Consider the following 21,069-nt stretch of genomic DNA (forward strand, 5'->3'; position numbering starts at 1 on the left):
GTTGGAGGTTTTTGCTATTTCGGAACTGTTCTTAAGATTATTCTGAAAATTTTGGCTGCATCGGGAAAGAAATTCTTGTAATGTCAAATACATATTTTTGGCTACCTTACTGGAATTGGCTACATAATACATTGTTTAGTGAAACTAATTTGAAATTGCATCAAGTTTAGGCGTGAATTGAGTACAATAGTACATTGGTAATGAAACTATTTTTCAATTGCATATAACCCAGGCTTATCTGGATGCAGCAACTAGCAATTTTTGGTGGCACATTCGATCCAATTCATTGGGGACACCTGCTCGTAGCCGAGACAGCTTTGCATCAAGTATCCCTGGAAAAGGTAATTTGGGTGCCATCCCTAAACCCTCCTCACAAAGAAGCAGCTTTGTTTGAGCATCGCGTGCAAATGCTGCAATTAGCCATCAAAGATAACCCAGCATTTACTGTCTCACTAGTGGAGACTAATCGCTTTGGGACTTCTTATGCCATTAACACCCTGATTGACTTATCTACTTGTTACCCAAATACTCATTGGTACTGGATTGTGGGCTTGGATACTTTCCAAACCTTACCCGGTTGGTACCGGGGACACGAATTAGCACAAATGTGTGATTGGTTAATCGCACCCCGACAGCTAGGTGGTGAGACTATAACTCAAAGCAAATTAATCTGCAAGCAAGTCGAGCAACAACTCAGGGAGCAGTCTTTGATCATTCACTGGCAACTCTTGAATATACCTTTAGTAGGAGTTTCGTCAAGTCTAATTCGCAAATTTTGCTGCGAACGCCAGTCAATTCGTTATTTAGTCTCAGAATCGGTCAGATCATATATCACTAACAACAATCTCTACTCTTACAAATCTGAATAAATTATGTGTTTTTTTATTGATCTAACACTTTATGGTTAAAAGTGCCCCCCCCCTTTGCGATATGATTGGGGTCAACGATATCAACATAATAAGCATAAATACAGAGGGCAAGACACTGTGATTAGAGTTGCAATCAACGGTTTCGGGCGGATTGGACGTAACTTTGCGCGTTGCTGGGTGGGTAGAGAGAATAGTAAAATCGATCTTGTCGCTATTAATGACACTTCAGACCCTAGAACTAATGCTCACCTGCTGAAGTATGACTCCATGCTAGGGAAGATCAAGGGTGCTGAGATTAGTGCCGATGATAACTCTATCATCGTTAACGGTAAGACCATTAAGTGCGTGTCCGATCGCAATCCCGAAAACTTGCCCTGGAAAGATTGGGGAATTGACCTAATTATCGAAGCAACCGGGGTATTTACTAGCAAAGAAGGAGCACTCAAGCACGTAAATGCTGGAGCCAAGAAAGTTCTGATTACCGCTCCTGGTAAAAACGAGGATGGTACTTTTGTGGTTGGTGTAAATCATCATGATTATGACCACAACAAACACCACATTATCAGCAACGCTAGCTGTACTACCAACTGCTTGGCACCGATTGCCAAGGTGTTGAACGATAAGTTCGGCATCATCAAAGGTACGATGACCACCACCCACAGCTATACAGGCGATCAGCGCTTGCTAGACGCTTCTCACCGGGATTTGCGACGGGCGAGGGCCGCAGCGATAAACATTGTACCCACTTCCACTGGTGCAGCAAAAGCAGTGGCGCTGGTTATCCCAGACCTCAAAGGCAAGCTAAATGGCGTTGCCTTGCGCGTACCAACCCCGAACGTCTCAATGGTAGATTTCGTAGTTCAGGTTGAGAAGCGTACTATTACTGAAGAAGTTAACCAAGCTCTCAAAGATGCTGCCGAAGGCCCACTTAAAGGTATTTTGGACTACAGCCAACTAGAACTAGTATCTTCCGATTATCAAGGTAGTGATGCTTCTTCGATTGTTGATGCTAGCTTGACTTTGGTTATGGGCAATGACTTAGTAAAAGTTATGGCGTGGTATGACAACGAGTGGGGTTACAGCCAACGAGTTTTGGATTTGGCAGAGTTGGTAGCCCAGAAGTGGCAATAATTAATTTGTCATTAGTCATTAGTCATTGGTCATTGGTCATTGGTCATTAGAAAAAGGACAAAGGACAAAGGACAAAGCACTATTGACTAAAATGTTGAAATCCCTGGCTAAGATTCAGAACTTGGTCAGGGAATTTTTTTTGCTCGTCGTGCAATATTACTGTCGATCCGGCTGTAATCCTGCCTGCGATCGCAGCACCTTCTCCAAGATGTTGCACTAAGGCTGATGCTAATTCTTGTGGTAAGCACAGTACTAATTCAAAGTCTTCGCCACCATATAGAGCATATCTTAGCGCTTGGTCTGGTGTCAGCCAATGGTTAAAAGTTTTTGCTAGGGGAATTTGTCTGTGTTCTAAAACAGCGCCAACGCCACTCGCGCGGCAAATTTGGATAATCGCATCTGCCAAACCATCGCTGCTATCCATACCAGCAATGGAGAGTTGGGAGTTAGGAGTTAAGATTTTCCAAAGGATTGGTAAGACATCTAATCGTGGTTGTGGACGTTGATGTGCGCGGATTAGAGCCGTGCGTTCTGCATCTTTGAGGTTTTGTCCTAATTCGGGATGTAAGAGGATTTCTAAGCCAGCGTGGGAGGCTCCATGAACGCCTGTAACGACGATCGCATCTCCGGCAACAGCAGCAGAACGGCGAATAATTTGACTAGGGTTAACTTGACCAAAAGCGGTGATTGCCAGAGTAGTAACAGGCGATCGTACCACATCACCCCCAACAATTGGGGTATTGTATTTTTGCAGGCATTCTGTCATTCCCTGGTACAAGCGTTCTACCCAACTCACCCTAAGTTCACCGGGTAGTCCCAACCCAATAGTGATTCCCAATGGAGAAGCACCCATTGCTGCTAAATCTGATAAATTTGCAGCAGCAGCTCGCCAACCAGCATCTTCTGGGGAAGTGGTGAGGTTGCTAAAATGCACGCCATCAACCAGTACATCTGTAGTCACTACCAAAGATTGCCCTGATGCAGTCTCAAGTACTGCTGCATCATCGCCGATAATTTCTGGAGGACAAAAACGCTGTAATCTTTCTAAAAGACCTTGTTCACCAATGTCTTTTACTTGTTGAGAAGATAACTCACTGTTCACAATCGGTTTTCCGTGTTGCAAAATTACGAAGAAAACTGATGATTTACTTTACTGTTTAAGATAAAGGTATCGTCTAGGAGTCAGTTGGAATGGTAACAACACCAGTAACCAGCATCACATTTGAGGAGTACTTAACCTATGATGATGGCAACGGTTTCCATTATGAACTGGTGGATGGCAAGCTAGAGCTAATGAACCCACCTACTATTGAACATTTTCTGATTGTCGATTTTTTGGATACTGCCTTGAAAGCAGAAATCAAACGTTGTAACTATACTTGGCTGTGTTTTCGGGAAAGTGGGGTGAGAACGGGTAGAAATAAATCTAGGTTGACCGATCTGTGTGTAGTGACACTGGAGCAAGCTAGAGAATTGTTGAATGCTTCAGCAGTATTTGAGTCACCCCCGTTATTAATTGTTGAGCTGGTTAGTCCAGAATCGGTTAAACGGGACTATCGCCATAAGCGATCTGAATATGCGGCCTTAGAGGTTCCTGAATATTGGATTGTAGACCCACTGGCAACAAAAGTTTCAGTGTTACTACTGGAAGATGGATTTTACGAAGAAACAGTTTTTACTGCTACTCAGCAAATTGGATCGCGGACTTTTCCAGAATTAAGGATCGTAGTTGAGCAGATATTCACCGCCGCAAATCTGAATCAGGAGAGACGCGATTAATCGCGTCTGTACAAGAATTATTCTTCTCCTGCCCCCTGTGTCTTCTTATGCAGCTTGCGGTTCAACCAGATTTTCTATCCCCTGCACCACTTTTGCCGATTCAATTTTGTCACCAGCCTTCAGTTTATCCAAAACTTCTTTACCTTCGGTAAGATAGCCAAAAACGGCATAACGACCATCCAATAGGTTGCGTCCGGCAGGGGTGAGTTCTGGTTCAAACAAAAAGAAGAAAAATTGTGATGAACCACCATTTACTTCACTTTCGGGACGAGCCATCACTACTGCACCAAAGGCAGAAAAAGGTAGAACTGGCATATCAACGTAACGTCCAGCTTCTTCTAAAGTAATGCCATAAGTAGGTGCTTTATCGCCTTTAACTAAGATTTCTAAAGGAATAGCGCGATATTTGCCCGTTTTTGGGTCAATAAAACCCACATCTTTCCCAGCAGGATCTCCAGTTTGCAGAAAGTAAGACTCTTCAGAACGGGTAAATTCTAAGCCATTATAAAAACCCCTCTGTACCAAATCTACAAAATTCCCAGCAGTCACAGGAGCGCTGTAACCGTCTACAACAAGGGCCAAATCGCCTTTGTTAGTTTTAATTTCTACAGTGGCACGACCTTTAAGTTGCGGCAGATTACTGTACTGGGCAGGCACTTCAAAGGGGAATTGTTTCACCATTGACTCTTCTAGCTGAGTAACGAGATTTAGTAGTTTACCTCTCTCTTCCAGTATTTGTTCTTTATCTTTGCTGTTCGCCAATTCTTGCAATTTACCCACCCCAGATTTCAACTCGGTAATCCAAGCTTCGGCTTGGGGTTGGCGTTCTGCGGGAACGCTTGTTAAGATTTGGGAAGGTTTATCGAGAATGCGGGATGCTTGGCTGATGTCTTTGGAAATAGCACCCCAACGCCGATTCGCCCGCAGTTGGGCAGAGATGTCCTCTAAGCTGCCTTGTAGTTGCTGCACAGGTTTGTTATCTATCGGGAGTGCATACCGCAACAAAGCCTTTCCGTCGGTAATTGCATTGCCGGCTGGCAGTGCGGCGCTACTGGAGGGAGTCCACCCAGCTGTAGTTATGCCTAAAAATATTGTTACCAGCAGTATTGCCATTAGGCTGTTCTTCAGCCAGGATTTTAATAAGTTAAGCATGGGATAACTCAAATGCAGCATTGAATATGTTGACTGGACGTAACCCAATACGGTTCGGATAAGCATGGGAGGCAGGGGAAGCAGGGGAGGCTCTTGAGGAAAGAGGGTTTTTAGTAATTCTTCTCTCCCCTTGCTTCTGTTCTCCCTCTGCTCCCCTGCCTGCCTCAACCAAGAATATTCCTTAACCAAACGGTATTGGGACGTAACCCATCAATAATCTTCCCACGTTAAGGGCGGAGGATAAATGACTAATGACTAATGACAAATGATTAATGACTAATGACAAATGCCCAATGACGACCCTAGAAGGGTACAATAAATGCCGATTGTCTTCCAAAATTTGAAAGTTTCATGATCTCCAGTAACGACTTTCGACCCGGTGTTTCAATTGTATTGGATGGGTCTGTATGGCGAGTGCTTGAATTCTTACACGTCAAGCCAGGTAAAGGTTCTGCCTTTGTACGAACTAAGCTAAAAAATGTCCAGAGTGGGAGCGTGATGGAAAAAACGTTCCGCGCAGGGGAAACAGTGCCGCAAGCTACTCTAGAAAAAAGTACGATGCAACATACCTATAAAGAAGGCGATGAGTTTGTCTTTATGGATATGGAAACCTATGAAGAAGGCAGATTGACCCGCGAACAAATTGGCGATCGCGTCAAGTACCTGAAGGAAGGTATGGAAGCTGAAGTTATTAAGTGGGGCGAACAGGTGCTAGGAGTAGAGTTACCTAAGTCTGTTGTTCTGGAAATTGTCCAAACAGATCCGGGTTTAAAAGGTGACACTGCCACAGGTGGCTCAAAACCAGCAACTTTAGAAACTGGTGCAGTTGTGATGGTTCCTTTGTTTATTTCTCAAGGAGAACGCATCAAGGTTGATACTCAGGAAGATAAATATATCAGCAGGGAATAACTTTCATCTCTACTAAAGATGCAAGTCTCGATTTAAATCCCTACATAGGGATTAATTCCCTGCCACACTTAAGATGCTCATTTACGGATAGGTCGAGGTAATAAAAACTGTGCCATTGGACTTTAATGAAATCCGCCAACTTCTGGCAACTATCGCACAAACAGATATTGCAGAAGTCACGCTCAAAAGCGATGATTTTGAGCTAACAGTCCGTAAGGCTGTGAGCATTAGCAATCAGATGTTGTCGGTAGGTCAAGGGACTTTAGGCGGTGTGGTAGGTTCAGGCTTGACATCAGGTTCATCTGGGGGAAACCAGATGAGCGGAAGTCAGGTAACGGAGGTGTCCACATCTCGTGTATTTGAGAATACTGGATCTAGCACACAAATGCAGTTATCTGTAAATTCTCCCTCAACCATTGACCAGAGATTAGTAGAAGTGCCTTCCCCAATGGTAGGAACGTTTTATCGCGCTCCTGCGCCTGGGGAAGCGGCATTTGTGGAAGTGGGCGATCGCGTCCGCAAGGGTCAAACAGTCTGTATCATTGAAGCCATGAAGCTGATGAATGAAATCGAAGCCGAAGTCTCTGGACAGGTGATGGAAATTCTCCTCCAAAATGGCGACGCTGTAGAATATGGTCAACCTTTGATGCGAATTAACCCTGATTAAGTATTAATGTATATATGATGTGAGTCATTGTTAAAACTTTCAGTCCTTGTGGGTCAACCCTGATGAAACAAACGTTGCCTTTACCACCTGAAGTGGTGCAACAAGTAGCTGAATACTTCAGCCTATTAAGTGAGCCAATGCGCCTACGGCTGCTACACTTATTACGGGATGAAGAAAAATGCGTGCAAGAGTTGGTAGAGGCAACACAGACTTCTCAGGCAAATGTGTCAAAGCACCTGAAGGTAATGTGGCAAGCAGGTATCCTTAGCCGCCGCAGTGAAGGAACTTGCGCCTATTACCGGGTGGAAGATCAAATGATTTTTGAGTTGTGTAATCGGGTTTGCGATCGCCTCGCCACAAGGTTGGAGCAGCAAGCCCGTAATTTTCGCGTATTAAATAGCAAACGTTAGGTCTTTTGTCCTTTGTCATTTATCCTTCGTCATTTGTCCTTTGTCATTTATGAAAAACTAATGACTAATGACCAATGACTAATGACTAATGACTAAAGCGGATAATCTTTTTGAAACTGTTCGCGAGTGAGTGGTTGTTGTAACTCTAGACCCTCGCCGCCTAAAACATCTAACGGTTTGCCGTTCACGTCAATGTACACTTTGGCTTTGGGATTTAAAGTTGTTGCAGTGTAAACAACTTGTCCAATGCGGCCCATCATTGAAGTGCTACCACCACCGCTAGTAAAATCTTCAGATAAATTAACACGAACTTCATCTTTTTCTGCCTTCAGCCCCAACAGTTTGGTTCCTTTGGGGATGGTTGTAGAATCTGTTCCTTCTGTTGGGCCTGCTAACAAACTTTGGAAAGCTGCTTCTAAAGCCTGGTTGGGTAGTACAGAAGCTACTTTAACAGGCTGGGGAACCAAAGCAACATTTTTGTCTTTTGGTCTTAGCCAATAAACGTTGGGGGTTTGCTCATTAGCTGGCTGCCTAGTTGATGGCTGTGCTGACTGTTCAATGCGGCTAGAAGGGTTTGACGGTGTGGGAGTATTGCCAGATTGTGTGGTAAACCAAGCTACACCGCCACCCACCGCTACAACCGCTGCTGACACCGCTGCAATTACGCCTGAAGAAATACGATTAGATCCTTGTTGGTCTTTCATGTTCAAAACCTTCCTAACTGAGGGCTGATATGGTAGTTATGTGAGGAGCAGCCTGGTTAAAGACGATACTTATAAGTAGAGAGTTTCCCACAATCTAAAGGAGACTTAAATGCTTCTTAATTCTGTAAGCCCCTAATTCAATTTTAGAATTTTTATTTCTAATCCGTCACCTACCAAATTATGTAAATTTTGGAGAGACGCAATTAATAGCGTCTCTGGGGAATCTGACTTTTTATCGGTTCTGAAAAACCTCTCTCTAAATCTCTCTCCTTCGAGGAGAGAGACTTTGAATTTTCCGTTTTACACTCGTGGGAAGGGGATTAGGTTTTTCGTAGGTCTTTCCAGATCAAGTGAAAAGTTAGGTTGAATGGAAAATTGTCTACTCTCTACTTCACTCTATTGCTTGTGTAATCCACTGTTTGAGCGTGGTTGTCACTTCATCAATGGCAATTTCTTGAGATTTACGGGTGGCTCTTTCTACAACTTCAACTTTGCCATTAGCGATCGCGCGTCCGGTTACAATTCTATAAGGTATGCCTATCAAGTCAGCATCTTTAAATTTAACTCCAGCCCGTTCGTCGCGGTCATCTAGTAAAGTTTCAATTCCTGCTTGATTAAGTTCTGTGTAAAGTTTTTGAGCGATTTCGATTTGTTGAGCATCCTTAATGTTAGGAATTGTGACGATCGCGTGATAAGGTGCGATCGCAACTGGCCAAATAATCCCATCTTTATCGTAAGATTGCTCAACGGCAGCTTGTGCTAATCGTGACACGCCTACACCAAAACAACCCATAAATAGCAGCTTTTCTTCACCCTGTTCGTTGGTATAAGTTACACCCATCGCTTGAGAGTATTTCGTACCTAATTGGAAGATGTGACCTGCTTCAACTCCACGGGCGCTTTGTAGGATTTGTTCTGGATTGTGGATGGCGCGATCGCCTGGTCTTGATTTACGAATATCTACTACTCGTGGTAACTTAAATTGCTCACCCCAATTAGCACCAACTACGTGATAACCAGCCTCATTCGCGCCTGTAACAAAGTTTTTTAAATCAACTGCTGTTCGATCCACCAAGCGTAAAAACTTGGAATGGATCTGTTTATTAGCAGTAATATACTCATCTGCAATATCTGGCGCAATGTAGCCTAAAGGCAGAGATTTAGTTGTCCATGCTTGCTGGGCTTCTACATTTGGTACATTCAAACTAATAATAGTTTTAGCGCCATATTCAGAAGCTAATTTAGTCAGTTCATTTTGCAATTTGACCTCATTAACTTCTTGATCGCCTCGAATGCTTACCAAAACTAACACCGTTATACCATTATCATAAACTGTCTGATAAAGGACATTTTTCACCAATTGAGTCGGAGAACAGTTGAGGAGTTGACACACCTTTTCAATCGTTTCTGTTCCAGGTGTATCGCGTTTCTCATAGGTTGTAAACCGTGAGGTTTCAGCGTCAATTGGTAAAGAAACAGCCTTTTCTACGTTAGCGGCATATTTACCATCCTCAGTGTAGAGAACTTCGTCTTCGCCAGCTTCCGCCAAAATCATAAATTCTGTAGAACCAGAACCACCAATTGCACCAGAATCAGCTTCCACTGCGCGAAAAGCTAAACCAGAACGTCGCAGAATATTGCTGTAGGCTTTATACATATCCTGGTAAGTTTCTTTGAGGCTAGCTTCATCGGTATGGAAGGAATAGGCATCCTTCATGATAAACTCTCGTCCGCGCATTAAACCAAAGCGGGGACGAATTTCATCGCGGAATTTGGTTTGAATTTGGTAGAGATTTAGTGGTAGCTGGCGATAAGAGCGAATCATATCACGAGCGATCGCTGTGATTACTTCTTCATGAGTTGGGCCTAATCCTAATTGTTGCTCGCGGCGGTCAATTAGGGAAAACATGATCCCCTCAGCTTTGGTGTAAGTGTCCCAGCGTCCCGATTCCTTCCATAAATCAGCAGGTTGTAATTGTGGTAGGAGACATTCTTGTGCGCCTGTAGCGTTCATTTCTTCCCGCACAATTTGGGAAACTTTTTGCAGTACCCGCCACATTAGCGGCAAATAAGCATAGATACCACTACCGATGCGACGAATGTAACCTGCACGGAGTAATAATTTATGACTGGGAATCTCAGCATCAGCCGGATCGTCCCGCAATGTAACAAATAACATTTGTGAAAGTCGCATCGTTTATTCCCTTTCCAGAATCTCTAATTTGTTTATAAACCAACTGGCGATTAGAAATCGCGCGTCAGAAAAGCATCTTAGTTTTTGAACTTGCGTGGTGTGCGATGGCTTTGCCCGTTGCAAGCATCGGCATCTTACAGCCATTAAGATATCGCATGATATAATCTTTGCAACTATTTAATCTAGGTCTAGGTTATGAGTCCTTTGACATTAAAACTAGACACCGTTCACTTGAGTGACGAACAATTTTATCACTTATGTCAAAATAACCGCGAATTGAAATTTGAACGCACTGCCAAGGGAGAATTAATCATCATGTCCCCCGTTGGAGGCGAAAGCGGCAATCGAGAAGCAGATTTAATTATCGATCTAGGAATCTGGAATCGGCAAACTGGCCTCGGTTACACTTTCAGTTCTTCTACTATATTCAAATTACCCAATGGTGGCGATTGTTCGCCAGATGCCGCTTGGGTTCAACGAGAACGTTGGCAAGCCCTTACACTTGAACAAAGACGCAAATTTCCCCCCATTGCACCCGATTTTGTGATTGAATTAAGGTCAGCAACAGATGATTTGGAAATGTTACGTTCCAAAATGCAAGAATATATGGATGCGGGGGTGCAGTTAGCATGGTTAATTAACCCCCAACAGCAACAAGTAGAAATTTATCGCCAAAAACAAGATGTAGAAGTGCAAAATCTACTCACACACTTATCGGGTGAAGATGTATTGCCAGGATTTAGCTTGAGTCTTTCTTGTTATTAAGATTTGCAAGTGTTGCTAAATCTCCACTATCTGCCAACACTTTTCATTGCAGTAGAAAATACTTTATAAGTCTGCGTAAGTACGCTTCATTAAAATAATTTGCGTAGACTAAGAAGGTATCCTAGTTTTCTAACCTGAATAATGTGCCAAGCACAGCGCAAGAAGCAGATTTTACCTCGACTTCATTACTCAGGGCATATTACAGCCTTTAGGATATCTTAAAAGAAATAACCATCAGGCGATTATAATCAGGGCATCTTTAGGAGAAACTACTTTGGCAGATGTAATTTATCAAGCACAGGCACCCTTAGAATTTATTCCTCCCGCGTTTAACCCTTTATTACTACGAGTTGTCCATCTATTACTACCCAGTTGGATAAACTGGCAAACACCTATTAGCCAAATTGAAGCAGATAACGTAGAGGTTCTAGTGGATCTTTATCGCCAGTTTCAGGAGGGTAAAATCCGTTTTATGCTGGCATTTCGCCATCCCAAAACAGACGATCCGTTTTGTTTGGGTTACTTGCTATCTCAACTCGTACCAAAGACAGCGCGATCGCAAGGTACAAAACTACAACTTCCCATTCACGCTCATTTTATCTACGATCGCGGTATTCCTCTCTGGGCAGGTTCCCACGTTGGTTGGATTGCTTCTCATTTAGGCGGGACTCCGATTCAGCGAGGTAAGGCTGACTGGACGGGGTTACGTTCGGCGCGTGAGTTGTTTGTCAATGGGAAATTTCCAATGGCGGCTGCGCCAGAGGGTGCAACCAATGGTTTATCGGAGAATATTAGCCCCTTGGAACCTGGTATTGCCCAATTAGGCTTTTGGTGTGCTGAAGATTTGCACAAAGCTGAACGCCCCGAACAGGTTTTAATTGTACCAGTTGGGATTAAATATAGTTACGTTGATGCTCCTTGGGATGCGATCGCTAATCTTTTAAGTGAATTGGAAGCGGCTAGTGGTTTACCTGTGAATCCAGCAGAAAATGCTTCTGTGGAGTCGCTTTATCCCCGGTTGTTGACTTTGGCAGAACATTTACTTTTGCTGATGGAAGAATTTTATACCCGGTTTTATCATCAAAAACTGCCAGATCCCAAGATTGTCAACGGGCAAATTCCCGATAGAAATGAAGCATTAGCAATTCGTTTACAAGCTTTATTGAATGCAGCGCTGCTAATCTCAGAACAGTATTTTAATTTGCAGTCAAAAGGTAGTTTGAGCGATCGTTGTCGGCGAGTCGAGCAAGCGGGTTGGAATTATATATTTAGAGAAGAATTTAAGGATGTCAAAGGAGTATCTGCGGTTGAAAGAGCTTTAGGCGATCGCATTGCAGAAGAAGCGAATGCACGGATGTGGCATATGCGTTTAGTAGAAAGTTTTGTGGCTGTTTCTGGTAATTATATTCGGGAAAATCCAACAGCAGAAAGATTTGCTGAGACGACTTTAATTTTATGGCAGATGATTGCTAAAATCAAAGGCAATAAAACTGTACAGCGTCCGCAATTGGGTAAGCAAAAAGTAAAAATAACTGTAGGTGAACCTATATCCATCTCTGAGCGTTACCCGGTATATAAGGAAAATCGGTTGGGTGCTAGACAGGCTGTTGCTGATGTAACGAACGATTTACAACACGCATTGGAAGGTTTGATTTGATTAGAAAGGTTGCATTTTTTGCTAGGAACCAGAATAAAGGTGTCAGTCGTCAGGAGGCTTATTGATTTCGACCCCTGCCTCCTGACTCCCTTAAATAGCAAGGTGCAATGTAAATGCCCAAGTGTTCATCCGAATCGAATATTACTTTCTAAAGTAGATTGCGCGTTTAGATGCTCTGTACGGAGATGCTGGCGGGATATGCTTTATTAAGCTTACACAAACCCAAAAGTTTTTTAATATCTAATTAAATGGATGCAGATAATCGTAGGCTACTACATCTACTTGGCTTTGCTGCTATTCCACTTTAATACAATTGGGTTAGATAAAGGCAATTGTAACTAAATATGTCATTTTTTATTTGATTTTTATAAAATTAACGTTAAGTTATCCAAATTATCTTTTCCGAAAAATCACGCTTTTATAATTTTGTAATTCCAATTACAAATAGAGAAGTCCAAAAAATTGTGATTCTCTAAATCAATCAATTTATAAATAATGAAAACTCAAAACTTATTCAATTTACTGAAGGTTGGTATTGCTACTTTTGGAATCTTCTTTGTGGCTGGTCAAGGAGCCTATGCCTCAGACTTAAAGGGAACAGCATTTAGCATCTCTTTGGAGTGTCTGAACGACACTACCGGTCTTTTGGTGGGTCAAAATTCCACTGCTAACGGGTGGCAGTATGCATTTGATTCAAACAAAGATGGGATGAACGGGAATTACTGGGTTGGTGCCGCGCCAGGAAAAGTAAACCCCTACGATATCTCTGGTATGGCTATCAAAGAAACTGCTACCAGCGTCATTGTGGCGATCAATGGCAATATGAAATTAACAGGAGAGGCTGAACAGGGTGCTGCCGGCGGTCAAATTGGATATGGTGATTTGTTCTTCAATATGGCGGGTAAGACCTTTGACAATGCTATGAGCAGCGGGGATTTGTTTGGGATTCATTTCGCTTCAGCGAATGCTTCAGGGGTACAACAACTAGGCGTTTATAGTAATGTCCAGGCAAAAACAGTTACTAATATTAAAGAAGGCTACAGCGTTGCTACATATGGTGGTTTAGCAGGAGGAGGGAATTCTTACGAAAGTCAGGTAAAACAAGGTGGTGGTATTGTCGGTTATGGTGATTTGACCAATAGTTACTTTACCAATAATGGCAAGGACAATACATTTAATCTCAATGTCATCAACTCTGGAAATTATCTGAGTGGAATCTCGTTTTTAGCACAGGGTAATATAACCCAGCAGTTGCTAACCACTGGTTATGATGCCAGCAAATTTAATGGCACACAAACCATTGCATTTGAATTCAAGAAATCTGGTATTGTCCAATCAACTCCTGAGCCTGCTAGTCTCGCTGGTTTAGGAATTGTTGGTCTGGCTTTGGCTGGTAGCAAGCTACGCAAGAAATTAGCATAACAATTGGCTAAGGACTATTCGCAATACGGCTTGATTTCTCTTGAGTGATTATAGACAAGATAAAAGACTATTTTCTCTCATGGAAATGATCGCTGGAGTCATGGAATTTTGGATGAAGCTTAAGCGAAAAGTATCCCAAACCGTATAGATTTAATCGTTAAATATTAAATAGGTAAATTTCAATGCCCTTACTTTCTAGCAAGGGCATTTTTTTCTAATATAGTTATCAAATACAAAACTACTTAGGCAATGCTCTAAAGAATCTCGGTAATGGTCATGACACCTATACTCGCTATAAGGCTTGCAGCGGCTTGTTGTCTGACATCGCTCCTTACACCTTAACCTGGAAACACCTTAGATAAATCCACAACTAAATCAGAAAAACAGGGCAGATTAACTGATTCATTTGGCAGATAAATAAATTTGCGACGATAACCAAATTTACTTTGCAAGGCTTGATAAGGTTCGCTATAGCACTCCAGATAATTATCTACTAAATTAAATATCCAATAATCAGAAATACCTGCTTCGGCATAAATAGGTAGTTTTTCCTCTTGATCATATTTTAAGGATGAATCGGCAATCTCAATTAAGAATAAAATATCAGATGGGCTGGGATGATTCGCTAGATAGTCATCATCTCTATTTTTTGCAATTACTCTATCTGGTTCAGGTTCACTGTTGTTAGACAAAGTAATTGGTTGTTGTCCTCGCAGGGTTGCGCGATCGCCTACTAGTTTATATAATTCTTGCTCTAGGCGTGTTTCACAAACAGAGTGCGATGTACCTTTTGCTGCTATCTGGATTATTTCACCCTTAATTAGCTCAACTAGGTCGTTCTCCTCAAAGAAGCCGAGTTCAGCTAGACGGTGATATTCAGCTATAGTAAAGCGTTTAGCAGTGGTAAGGCTCATAACAACTACGAGAATGCAGAGTTATTTTTATCTTAATATAGCTATAGCTGATTAAAGTTATGCGATAGAAGATAATGAGGTGTCTGGGTATTCTTCTTTATCACCTTCTATAGGTGCTTCTATACTTACACCCTTCCAAGGAAAATCAAAATATTGTTCCTGAACCGTTTTTAATTCCTTTATTGACTCTTGGAAAAATAATTTAATAGCAGATACGTGGTTTTCTTCAGATAAAAAATCTTGTAAGCTTTTTCGATAAAATATACCTGACCATGCTGGCAAAACTTTTAAATTATTAGGAGTCCATATATTGGGTTTATCGTTAATTATTTTTTGCATAGATTCAATAATTTTTGGGCGTTGTCCAAACTTAGGAGAAACCTGCAAAAATATACCTAAATATGGATAATCAGTTAAATTACTTGGATTTAAACCGAAGTATCCAAGACCACACCATAAGTCCCATGTCGAGGGAGAAAAGTGAGTGTAGATAATATATCTCTCGTCCCATTTCCATTGAGTCCTACTTGCCGCACCTTTGATAACACCTCCAAAAGCTAGCTTGAATTCCTGCTGTACTTCTTCACTGAGAGTTGATTCCATAAGAAGGAGAGTTTTGTTATAATTCACCATTGTCAATAAGTCAACTGATGAAAATTGATTAGTGTGAGACATTCTGTTATTCCTCATAAAAATTAATATTTCTTGAGATAAGATATCAGACGCGCGTTCTTTCAAGAAGCTATAAAACTGATACCACCTCAATTGGAAGAAATTAATCTTGGGTGATAACTCAAGGCAATACTCTTTAATTGCTGATTTTGGATCACAATCATATTGTTTTATTTCTTCTTTTGGATCATAATCACGGGTGATGTAAATTAAAATTCGATGTCTGACATTTGGTAATTTACTCAAAATTTCAGCATATTTTTTTAATTGTCCTGGTATTTCTGTAGAGCCAATTTTTGATTCAATAAATATTACATCTGTATTTAAACCAGTTGAAAGCTCAACCACAATATCAAGTCTACTATCCTCAGTATGGATCGCCAGTGCTTGATGTTCTTGTTGAGTTGAAATCTTGATGCTAGAATAATTATCATCATTAATGATTGAGTGATGTTTTAGCCAACCAATTAAAATATCCTTATTCCAGGATAAAAAATAAGCAACAATCTCAGTAAAAAAATCTTCACGCGGTTTGTTTCCTGAATGCAGATTGAGTAAATTCGTAAACAAAGACATTTATTTTTAAGTATTTAAGGTAATTCCAAAAAAGTTACACACAATAATTAAGCTTGTAGTCCTGATGGAACAAGACTACTGGAAATTTTTATAAGTTCTGTTTGTATTTGGTATTACTAACGTTGCAGCAGTTATAACTTAGCCGATCGCAGTTTGACAAGGGTGCTATACTATACAAACAAAAAATAGGGGTAAAAATTTTACCCCTACAAATTTATGTATTATTTTAAGAATAGCTAGAGAAGTTTATTACTCTGAAGTTAAATGACTTTCTAGCAAAGATGCGATCGCGTCAGGATGAATATTCTTGTATTTCTTTTTACCAAGCTGTAAAACACAGTTGGGAGCGCTACCACAGCATTTTTGGCAACTTGTATGTTCAATGGTAACTTTGTCTAACAAACCGCGATCGCACAAAGTTTTTTCTAATTCTGATAATAACCCTTTACCACCACGTTTCAGGCAACCGCCCTTTTGACATACCATAATCCTCGCTTTGGTTTGAGGTGGTAAATCTTGTTTTGGACACGCATCAATTGGTGTCACCTTATAGGCTTTAATTTTAATTTTACTTGTGCGCGAGTCTATCTTACTATGACCACAAATGCGAAGTTGCTGACCAGGAACTAAGGATGAACTTAGTAAACAGCGCAACTCTTTAGGCAGTTTAATATCTACATTTCCAGATGGAACTGCCAATTGCAAGTATTTATATTTTCCTGGTTCACCACCAACAAAACCTAGTAACTGTCCCTCAAGGTTCAATTCTGATAACGTCAAATATTTGTTACCCATGATTGATAAAAAGTTAGGAGTGGGGAGTTAAAGCGAAGAGTTAGGAGTGAGGAGTTAGGAGTGAGGAGTTAAAAATGAGGAGCTAAGAGTTAATAATTCATAACTCTTAACTGATAACTCTTAACTTCCAACTCATAACTCTTAACTCCTAACTGTTTTTAAGCTAGGCGTTTAGCTTCTACTGTTTGAGGTAAATTTGCTGTGTCTGGCAATTCACGAAATTCTAATTCCCAACCATTTGCTAGGGTGAGAATCTTGCCATCATTTCCATCGGTTTGTTTGACGACTTCTTCTTCAAGGTCTTTTTTAGCAACGTAAACTACTAAAGTGCCGGCATCATTCATCCGTAGCATTACTTTCATGAGACTCCTCAACCGATTCTAGTTCTTTTTTCTTGCAGCCGACGACAAACCCTGTTTCTAAGAAATGCACAGCATATATATAGGAAGTCTGCAAATATGTGCCTATACTCGCTATGTAACCGATATCTCCCTTATTAACTAAAACTTGGCCGACTTCCTTACCGGGAAAGGTACCATCGTTTTTTAGCAGTTTACGAACTCTGACTTTTTCACCAATTTCAAAAGCGGGTGGCAAGTTTAGTTCTAATTCATCACGTTGCATGAGAGTACCTCTGTTCTCTGACCAAATTCAACAATTCTTCTGTCGTCAAACTGCGTTTTTTCTGTACCGATTGATGGCGCACTGCGTCTAAAACAGATTGGGTTTCTTGGGGGTTTAAGAAAATTCCATGCTGTTCTAACAAGTTAGCAACTAAATGCCGTCCAGAATGTTTTCCTACTACTAAACGCCGTTCCCAACCCACCTCTTCGGGTGCAAATGGTTCGTAGGTGATGGGATTTTGTAGTACCCCGTGAGCATGGATGCCAGATTCGTGAGCAAAGGTGTTTTCGCCAACGATCGCTTTCCAAGGTGGTACGCTAGCACCGGATGCGGCTGCAACTAGTTGAGACAGTTCCAGCAAACTGGGTGTATCAATGCCCAAATTAACGCCGTAGATGCGTTTAATCGCCATGACAACTTCTTCTAATGCTGCATTTCCTGCCCGTTCACCCAATCCGTTGACTGTGGTATTTACTGATGAGGCTCCGGCTTTGATACCTGCAAGAGCGTTGGCAGTTGCCAGACCAAAATCATTATGCGTGTGGATTTCTAGGGGAATCGTCAACGCTGAAACCAGCCTTTGGACTTTAGTATAGGTGGTGAAGGGGTCGAGAACTCCTACAGTGTCGCAGAAGCGGAAGCGTGATGCACCCCATTCTTGGGCATAAAGTGCTACATCTAAGAGGAAGTTTTCATCAGCCCTGGAAGAATCTTCTCCGCCGACTGCTACCCAAAGACCTTGGTCGAGGGCGAAGTGGATTGAGTCTTTGAGTTTTTGCAAACTTACTCGCCACTGACCATGAAATTTAGTGGCAATTTGGATACCAGAGACGGGAATGGCAATATGCACCCGGTTCAAACCACAGGCGATGGAAGCCTTGATATCTGAGATGACAGCGCGGTTCCAGCCCAAGAGTTTTGCTTGTAAACCCAAGTTAGAAATTGCGACGATCGCACGGGTTTCTTCGTCGCCCATTGCCGGTATACCCACTTCTAATTCCGGTATACCAATAGCATCGAGAAACTTCGCGATCGCTACTTTTTCTTGTAGAGTAAAGGCAACACCTGCTGCTTGTTCGCCATCACGTAATGTAGTGTCATTAATTATGATTTGATTCATTGCAAATATCCCTCTCTTGGAAGTATTCTTAATATCCTTTCCCTCTACAATCCCTCGTGATGGTAAATGCTAAAAATATCACAATTCATAATGTAGGATACATGATCCTTAATTATTGCCCGATTATTAGCATCACATCTGTATGACAGGGAACTAAAAGAATGTATAAATTACTAATCGTTTTCACCGATGTCAGTTGAAATGTCTTCGAGTAGCAATGAACTAATATAACTATTAGCAAACCCCGAACAAAGTAATACACAGAAGCCAGCAATTAAGGATGTAATCATCTTCGTAACCTCATCTTTTCTAGTGCATTTTGGTGTAATTTAGGCAGGTAATGGTACTCAACGTTAAGAGGTGCAAATTCGCTAACTTTGGTCTGCTAGCCAATCAAAAATTTTTCCTAGCTGCTCCAAGTCAACGAAACCATACTGCCAGAGGAGCATCGGTAACGGGCCATTTTCTAATTCACGGTGTCGCAGAGCTACAGCAATATCGGCATTTGAAAGTTCAAGTTCATTGTGCAAAAAATTGAGGAGTTTTATATCTCTGTTCCGAGTCGCCATAATTGAACTTTCAATTTCTTAATTTGGGAAAAGGTTAAAAATTAGGAATTCCAATTTATATTTGGGAATTTCGCCTTTTTAATTGTTGCTATATGTCAGGGAAGTTTCAGATTTAGTAGACCCAACAAAATCTAAACCTCATCTAATCCATCTCAGTCTGCAATAAATTCTGCTAGCGGACAGTAGCTTCAAACTCTAAACCTATTTGAGCTTTGTGCATCTATGAACAAAAACGATGAAGTCCAGTACTTGCGTCATGAATTCAAGATTAATCGTGCCTAAATTAGGTCTTTTTGAAATAATCATGACTCATCACTGTAATGCCAGCAACGCTCTAGCCATTCTAATAATTCGTGACGAGAAGCGAGAAGTTGCATAACTGTGCTACGAATTAGAATTACTTCAAGCAAATTGTTCACTTGCACTCGTAAAGAACCATCAGGGGGACAAGAGCAATTAATTTTTAACTCTTGCAAACGGTAATAGATTCGCCAGCGATCGCTCAAAGGAATCTGCAAAACGTGATTTGTCATTTGTCATTTGTCCTTTGTCAGTTGTCCTTTGTCGGTTGTCCTTTGTCATTTGTCCTTTGCTAATGACTAATGCCCAATGACTAATGACTCTTGACTTGTAAAGTTTGCAGTTGTTTTTCGAGTTCTTCAATGCGCGAGAGCAAAGAACGAATCACGGTTGCTTCCACATCGGGTAGCTTTCCATGTTCTAAAGGAGAAAGGCTGGCGCTTTCGTTGCGAGAAATAATTCTGCCAGGAATTCCGACAACTGTGCGATCGCTGGGGACATTCTGCAAGACAACGGAACCTGCGCCAATACGGACGCGATCGCCAATTTGCAGATTACCTAAAACTTTCGCACCCGCCCCAATCACTGCATTTTTGCCGACTGTGGGATGACGCTTACCAGTTTCTTTACCAGTTCCGCCAAGGGTTACGCCCTGGTAAATCAGTGTATAGTCGCCGACGATCGCAGTTTCGCCAATGACTACACCCATTCCGTGGTCGATAAACACGCCCTCACCAATCTCTGCACCTGGGTGAATTTCAATTCCGGTCAAAAATCGCCCCAAGTGAGAAATTAAACGGGGGATAAAACCGACTCCTCGATTATGTAACCAGTGAGCAAGACGATGCAAACATAGCGCGTGCAATCCAGGGTAGCAAAACACCACTTCTAGCCAATTCCGTGCTGCGGGATCGCGCTCAAAAATAATGCGAAAATCACTCAATAATGGCTCAAAAAAAACGCCAGAGAGTAAATTTTTCAGCATGGATGTATGGGCAGAATCCTGCATTTTAGTACTTGGGGAATTGCTAATACTGTCTAAAGACTGTTGCATCGGTAATGTCTATCTGGTAAATGAGTCATCTGCTATTTTTATGCTTATATCAGGTGACATCCAACTCGATACCAAACCCAATGCTGATTGGATTTATTGGATTGATTGAGGTTGCACTCAAACGCCGAAACCCTGACTCCAGATAAACTTAAAATTTATCTTGGGGTAGGGGCGCTAGTATTTAATGATGGGGGTACTAGTATTTTTGGGGCGGGGGTTAAGAATTTCTGTTCGCGCTACAAGAAACTTTACCCGTAAGCATTTACTAAGATTTTATCAAGATATTTTGCAATATATTAAGCTGTACTCAAATGTACTCAAGCATAAATTTGATAAGGCTACAAATCTATTTTCTGTATATCCTATTACTATTAGTATCTTATTATTGGGTTAAACGAAAGACAGGTTTCTTTATTTTCTTTTAGGATTTGCTGTCTGTATGTATGTATACGTTTCAAAATATAGTTATCGCTTATCGTGACTGTTTTCTTATTATATAGATGTGTGGGAATAGCGATCGCCAAAATTTTTATCAATCTCGTTTCCAGATTTAAATTTCGTTCCAGGTAGAACCTAGAAATGTACTTCATTGCGACTCTGCCGCGAATTCGGGAGGTAGAAGCTGCAAATAGGCATTCCCAGCCATAGACTGGGAACGAGGTATCTGAAGATTTGTTAATGGAGTTCAAAGGCTCATTAATGGAGTTCAGAGGTGCATTAATGGAGTTTAGAGGTGCATTAATGGAGTTCAAAGGTGCATTAATGGAGTTCAAAGGTGCATTAATG

At 41.5% G+C, this 21,069-nt stretch carries 22 protein-coding genes; 9 read left to right on the plus strand and 13 right to left on the minus strand.

Features of this window, described 5'->3' with window-relative positions:
• Positions 1 to 242 precede the first annotated feature (242 nt).
• Positions 243 to 869: a nicotinate (nicotinamide) nucleotide adenylyltransferase gene (nadD, locus tag RMY64_RS21015; RefSeq protein ID WP_322673859.1), complete on the plus strand. Its 627-nt coding sequence runs from the start codon at positions 243 to 245 to the stop codon at positions 867 to 869.
• A 117-nt stretch (positions 870 to 986) separates the two neighbouring features.
• Positions 987 to 2,000, plus strand: a complete 1,014-nt coding sequence (locus RMY64_RS21020) for a type I glyceraldehyde-3-phosphate dehydrogenase (RefSeq protein WP_322683289.1) — start codon at positions 987 to 989, stop codon at positions 1,998 to 2,000.
• 79 nt (positions 2,001 to 2,079) lie between these two features.
• Here the strand turns inward: RMY64_RS21020 and thiL are convergent, their stop codons facing one another.
• Entirely contained in the window at positions 2,080 to 3,102 is a 1,023-nt protein-coding gene (gene thiL / locus RMY64_RS21025; RefSeq protein WP_322700996.1) for a thiamine-phosphate kinase, read from the minus strand.
• Positions 3,103 to 3,191: 89 nt separating this feature from the next.
• On the opposite strand from thiL, the gene RMY64_RS21030 reads away from it, so the two are divergent.
• Entirely contained in the window at positions 3,192 to 3,779 is a 588-nt protein-coding gene (locus RMY64_RS21030; RefSeq protein WP_322700997.1) for a Uma2 family endonuclease, read from the plus strand.
• 45 nt (positions 3,780 to 3,824) lie between these two features.
• Here the strand turns inward: RMY64_RS21030 and RMY64_RS21035 are convergent, their stop codons facing one another.
• Positions 3,825 to 4,931 (minus strand): peptidylprolyl isomerase, encoded by a 1,107-nt coding sequence (locus RMY64_RS21035; RefSeq protein ID WP_322673855.1) that lies wholly within the window; start codon positions 4,929 to 4,931, stop codon positions 3,825 to 3,827.
• A 351-nt stretch (positions 4,932 to 5,282) separates the two neighbouring features.
• Between RMY64_RS21035 and efp the strand changes: the two genes are divergently transcribed.
• The 3 genes from efp (at position 5,283) to RMY64_RS21050 (ending at position 6,917) form a co-directional block, all read left to right on the plus strand.
• Positions 5,283 to 5,840, plus strand: coding sequence for an elongation factor P (efp, locus tag RMY64_RS21040; RefSeq protein ID WP_194042039.1), 558 nt, complete (start codon positions 5,283 to 5,285; stop codon positions 5,838 to 5,840).
• A gap of 109 nt (positions 5,841 to 5,949) precedes the next feature.
• Positions 5,950 to 6,507 carry an acetyl-CoA carboxylase biotin carboxyl carrier protein gene (gene accB, locus RMY64_RS21045; RefSeq protein WP_322700998.1) on the plus strand — a complete coding sequence of 186 codons (558 nt, stop codon included), beginning with the start codon at positions 5,950 to 5,952 and terminating at the stop codon, positions 6,505 to 6,507.
• A 62-nt stretch (positions 6,508 to 6,569) separates the two neighbouring features.
• Positions 6,570 to 6,917: an ArsR/SmtB family transcription factor gene (locus tag RMY64_RS21050; protein ID WP_094349905.1), complete on the plus strand. Its 348-nt coding sequence runs from the start codon at positions 6,570 to 6,572 to the stop codon at positions 6,915 to 6,917.
• Positions 6,918 to 7,009: 92 nt separating this feature from the next.
• Here the strand turns inward: RMY64_RS21050 and RMY64_RS21055 are convergent, their stop codons facing one another.
• Both RMY64_RS21055 and RMY64_RS21060 read right to left on the minus strand, forming a co-directional pair.
• Positions 7,010 to 7,621, minus strand: a complete 612-nt coding sequence (locus RMY64_RS21055) for a GerMN domain-containing protein (protein ID WP_322700999.1) — start codon at positions 7,619 to 7,621, stop codon at positions 7,010 to 7,012.
• 391 nt (positions 7,622 to 8,012) lie between these two features.
• Positions 8,013 to 9,815 carry a proline--tRNA ligase gene (locus tag RMY64_RS21060; RefSeq protein WP_322701000.1) on the minus strand — a complete coding sequence of 601 codons (1,803 nt, stop codon included), beginning with the start codon at positions 9,813 to 9,815 and terminating at the stop codon, positions 8,013 to 8,015.
• A 195-nt stretch (positions 9,816 to 10,010) separates the two neighbouring features.
• Between RMY64_RS21060 and RMY64_RS21065 the strand changes: the two genes are divergently transcribed.
• The 3 genes from RMY64_RS21065 to RMY64_RS21075 all read left to right on the plus strand — a co-directional run bounded on the left by RMY64_RS21065 (position 10,011) and on the right by RMY64_RS21075 (position 13,659).
• Positions 10,011 to 10,580, plus strand: a complete 570-nt coding sequence (locus RMY64_RS21065; RefSeq protein WP_322701001.1) for a Uma2 family endonuclease — start codon at positions 10,011 to 10,013, stop codon at positions 10,578 to 10,580.
• Positions 10,581 to 10,854: 274 nt separating this feature from the next.
• Positions 10,855 to 12,237, plus strand: a complete 1,383-nt coding sequence (locus RMY64_RS21070) for a 1-acyl-sn-glycerol-3-phosphate acyltransferase (RefSeq protein WP_322701002.1) — start codon at positions 10,855 to 10,857, stop codon at positions 12,235 to 12,237.
• A gap of 495 nt (positions 12,238 to 12,732) precedes the next feature.
• Positions 12,733 to 13,659 carry an XDD3 family exosortase-dependent surface protein gene (locus RMY64_RS21075; protein WP_322673849.1) on the plus strand — a complete coding sequence of 309 codons (927 nt, stop codon included), beginning with the start codon at positions 12,733 to 12,735 and terminating at the stop codon, positions 13,657 to 13,659.
• A 338-nt stretch (positions 13,660 to 13,997) separates the two neighbouring features.
• On the opposite strand, the gene RMY64_RS21080 is transcribed toward RMY64_RS21075, so the two are convergent.
• From RMY64_RS21080 to cysE, 9 genes are all read right to left on the minus strand, one after another.
• Positions 13,998 to 14,573: a Uma2 family endonuclease gene (locus RMY64_RS21080; RefSeq protein ID WP_322673848.1), complete on the minus strand. Its 576-nt coding sequence runs from the start codon at positions 14,571 to 14,573 to the stop codon at positions 13,998 to 14,000.
• 57 nt (positions 14,574 to 14,630) lie between these two features.
• Positions 14,631 to 15,821 carry a PD-(D/E)XK nuclease family protein gene (locus tag RMY64_RS21085; protein ID WP_322673847.1) on the minus strand — a complete coding sequence of 397 codons (1,191 nt, stop codon included), beginning with the start codon at positions 15,819 to 15,821 and terminating at the stop codon, positions 14,631 to 14,633.
• A 249-nt stretch (positions 15,822 to 16,070) separates the two neighbouring features.
• Positions 16,071 to 16,616, minus strand: coding sequence for a (2Fe-2S) ferredoxin domain-containing protein (locus tag RMY64_RS21090; protein ID WP_322673846.1), 546 nt, complete (start codon positions 16,614 to 16,616; stop codon positions 16,071 to 16,073).
• A 158-nt stretch (positions 16,617 to 16,774) separates the two neighbouring features.
• Positions 16,775 to 16,978 (minus strand): putative nitrogen fixation protein NifT, encoded by a 204-nt coding sequence (gene nifT / locus RMY64_RS21095; RefSeq protein ID WP_069070440.1) that lies wholly within the window; start codon positions 16,976 to 16,978, stop codon positions 16,775 to 16,777.
• Entirely contained in the window at positions 16,953 to 17,240 is a 288-nt protein-coding gene (locus RMY64_RS21100) for a nitrogen fixation protein NifZ (RefSeq protein WP_069070441.1), read from the minus strand. Before RMY64_RS21100 ends, nifT begins: the two co-directional genes overlap by 26 nt.
• The gene (gene nifV, locus RMY64_RS21105; protein WP_322673845.1) at positions 17,230 to 18,360 is read right to left on the minus strand and encodes a homocitrate synthase; all 1,131 of its coding nucleotides are present in this window, start codon (positions 18,358 to 18,360) and stop codon (positions 17,230 to 17,232) included. Before nifV ends, RMY64_RS21100 begins: the two co-directional genes overlap by 11 nt.
• Before the next feature lie 371 nt (positions 18,361 to 18,731).
• Positions 18,732 to 18,929 (minus strand): DUF2949 domain-containing protein, encoded by a 198-nt coding sequence (locus tag RMY64_RS21110; RefSeq protein ID WP_094349915.1) that lies wholly within the window; start codon positions 18,927 to 18,929, stop codon positions 18,732 to 18,734.
• A gap of 302 nt (positions 18,930 to 19,231) precedes the next feature.
• Positions 19,232 to 19,462, minus strand: coding sequence for an Asr1405/Asl0597 family protein (locus RMY64_RS21115; protein WP_322673844.1), 231 nt, complete (start codon positions 19,460 to 19,462; stop codon positions 19,232 to 19,234).
• 80 nt (positions 19,463 to 19,542) lie between these two features.
• Positions 19,543 to 20,283 (minus strand): serine O-acetyltransferase, encoded by a 741-nt coding sequence (gene cysE / locus RMY64_RS21120; protein WP_322701003.1) that lies wholly within the window; start codon positions 20,281 to 20,283, stop codon positions 19,543 to 19,545.
• Positions 20,284 to 21,069 lie beyond the last annotated feature (786 nt).

It is taken from the genome of Nostoc sp. DedQUE08, from assembly GCF_034530895.1.
Classification (GTDB): Bacteria; Cyanobacteriota; Cyanobacteriia; order Cyanobacteriales; family Nostocaceae; genus Nostoc.

Coding starts and splice junctions, on each gene's coding strand:
- nifV (WP_322673845.1), bottom strand. CDS start 18,360: ATGAATCAAATCATAATTAATGACACTACATTACGTGATGGCGAACAA.
- nifT (WP_069070440.1), bottom strand. CDS start 16,978: ATGAAAGTAATGCTACGGATGAATGATGCCGGCACTTTAGTAGTTTAC.
- RMY64_RS21035 (WP_322673855.1), bottom strand. CDS start 4,931: ATGCTTAACTTATTAAAATCCTGGCTGAAGAACAGCCTAATGGCAATA.
- RMY64_RS21065 (WP_322701001.1), top strand. CDS start 10,011: ATGAGTCCTTTGACATTAAAACTAGACACCGTTCACTTGAGTGACGAA.
- RMY64_RS21100 (WP_069070441.1), bottom strand. CDS start 17,240: ATGCAACGTGATGAATTAGAACTAAACTTGCCACCCGCTTTTGAAATT.
- RMY64_RS21110 (WP_094349915.1), bottom strand. CDS start 18,929: ATGGCGACTCGGAACAGAGATATAAAACTCCTCAATTTTTTGCACAAT.
- nadD (WP_322673859.1), top strand. CDS start 243: ATGCAGCAACTAGCAATTTTTGGTGGCACATTCGATCCAATTCATTGG.
- RMY64_RS21075 (WP_322673849.1), top strand. CDS start 12,733: ATGAAAACTCAAAACTTATTCAATTTACTGAAGGTTGGTATTGCTACT.
- RMY64_RS21055 (WP_322700999.1), bottom strand. CDS start 7,621: ATGAAAGACCAACAAGGATCTAATCGTATTTCTTCAGGCGTAATTGCA.
- RMY64_RS21085 (WP_322673847.1), bottom strand. CDS start 15,821: ATGTCTTTGTTTACGAATTTACTCAATCTGCATTCAGGAAACAAACCG.
- RMY64_RS21060 (WP_322701000.1), bottom strand. CDS start 9,815: ATGCGACTTTCACAAATGTTATTTGTTACATTGCGGGACGATCCGGCT.
- efp (WP_194042039.1), top strand. CDS start 5,283: ATGATCTCCAGTAACGACTTTCGACCCGGTGTTTCAATTGTATTGGAT.
- RMY64_RS21090 (WP_322673846.1), bottom strand. CDS start 16,616: ATGGGTAACAAATATTTGACGTTATCAGAATTGAACCTTGAGGGACAG.
- RMY64_RS21050 (WP_094349905.1), top strand. CDS start 6,570: ATGAAACAAACGTTGCCTTTACCACCTGAAGTGGTGCAACAAGTAGCT.
- cysE (WP_322701003.1), bottom strand. CDS start 20,283: ATGCAACAGTCTTTAGACAGTATTAGCAATTCCCCAAGTACTAAAATG.
- RMY64_RS21080 (WP_322673848.1), bottom strand. CDS start 14,573: ATGAGCCTTACCACTGCTAAACGCTTTACTATAGCTGAATATCACCGT.
- RMY64_RS21030 (WP_322700997.1), top strand. CDS start 3,192: ATGGTAACAACACCAGTAACCAGCATCACATTTGAGGAGTACTTAACC.
- RMY64_RS21115 (WP_322673844.1), bottom strand. CDS start 19,462: ATGACAAATCACGTTTTGCAGATTCCTTTGAGCGATCGCTGGCGAATC.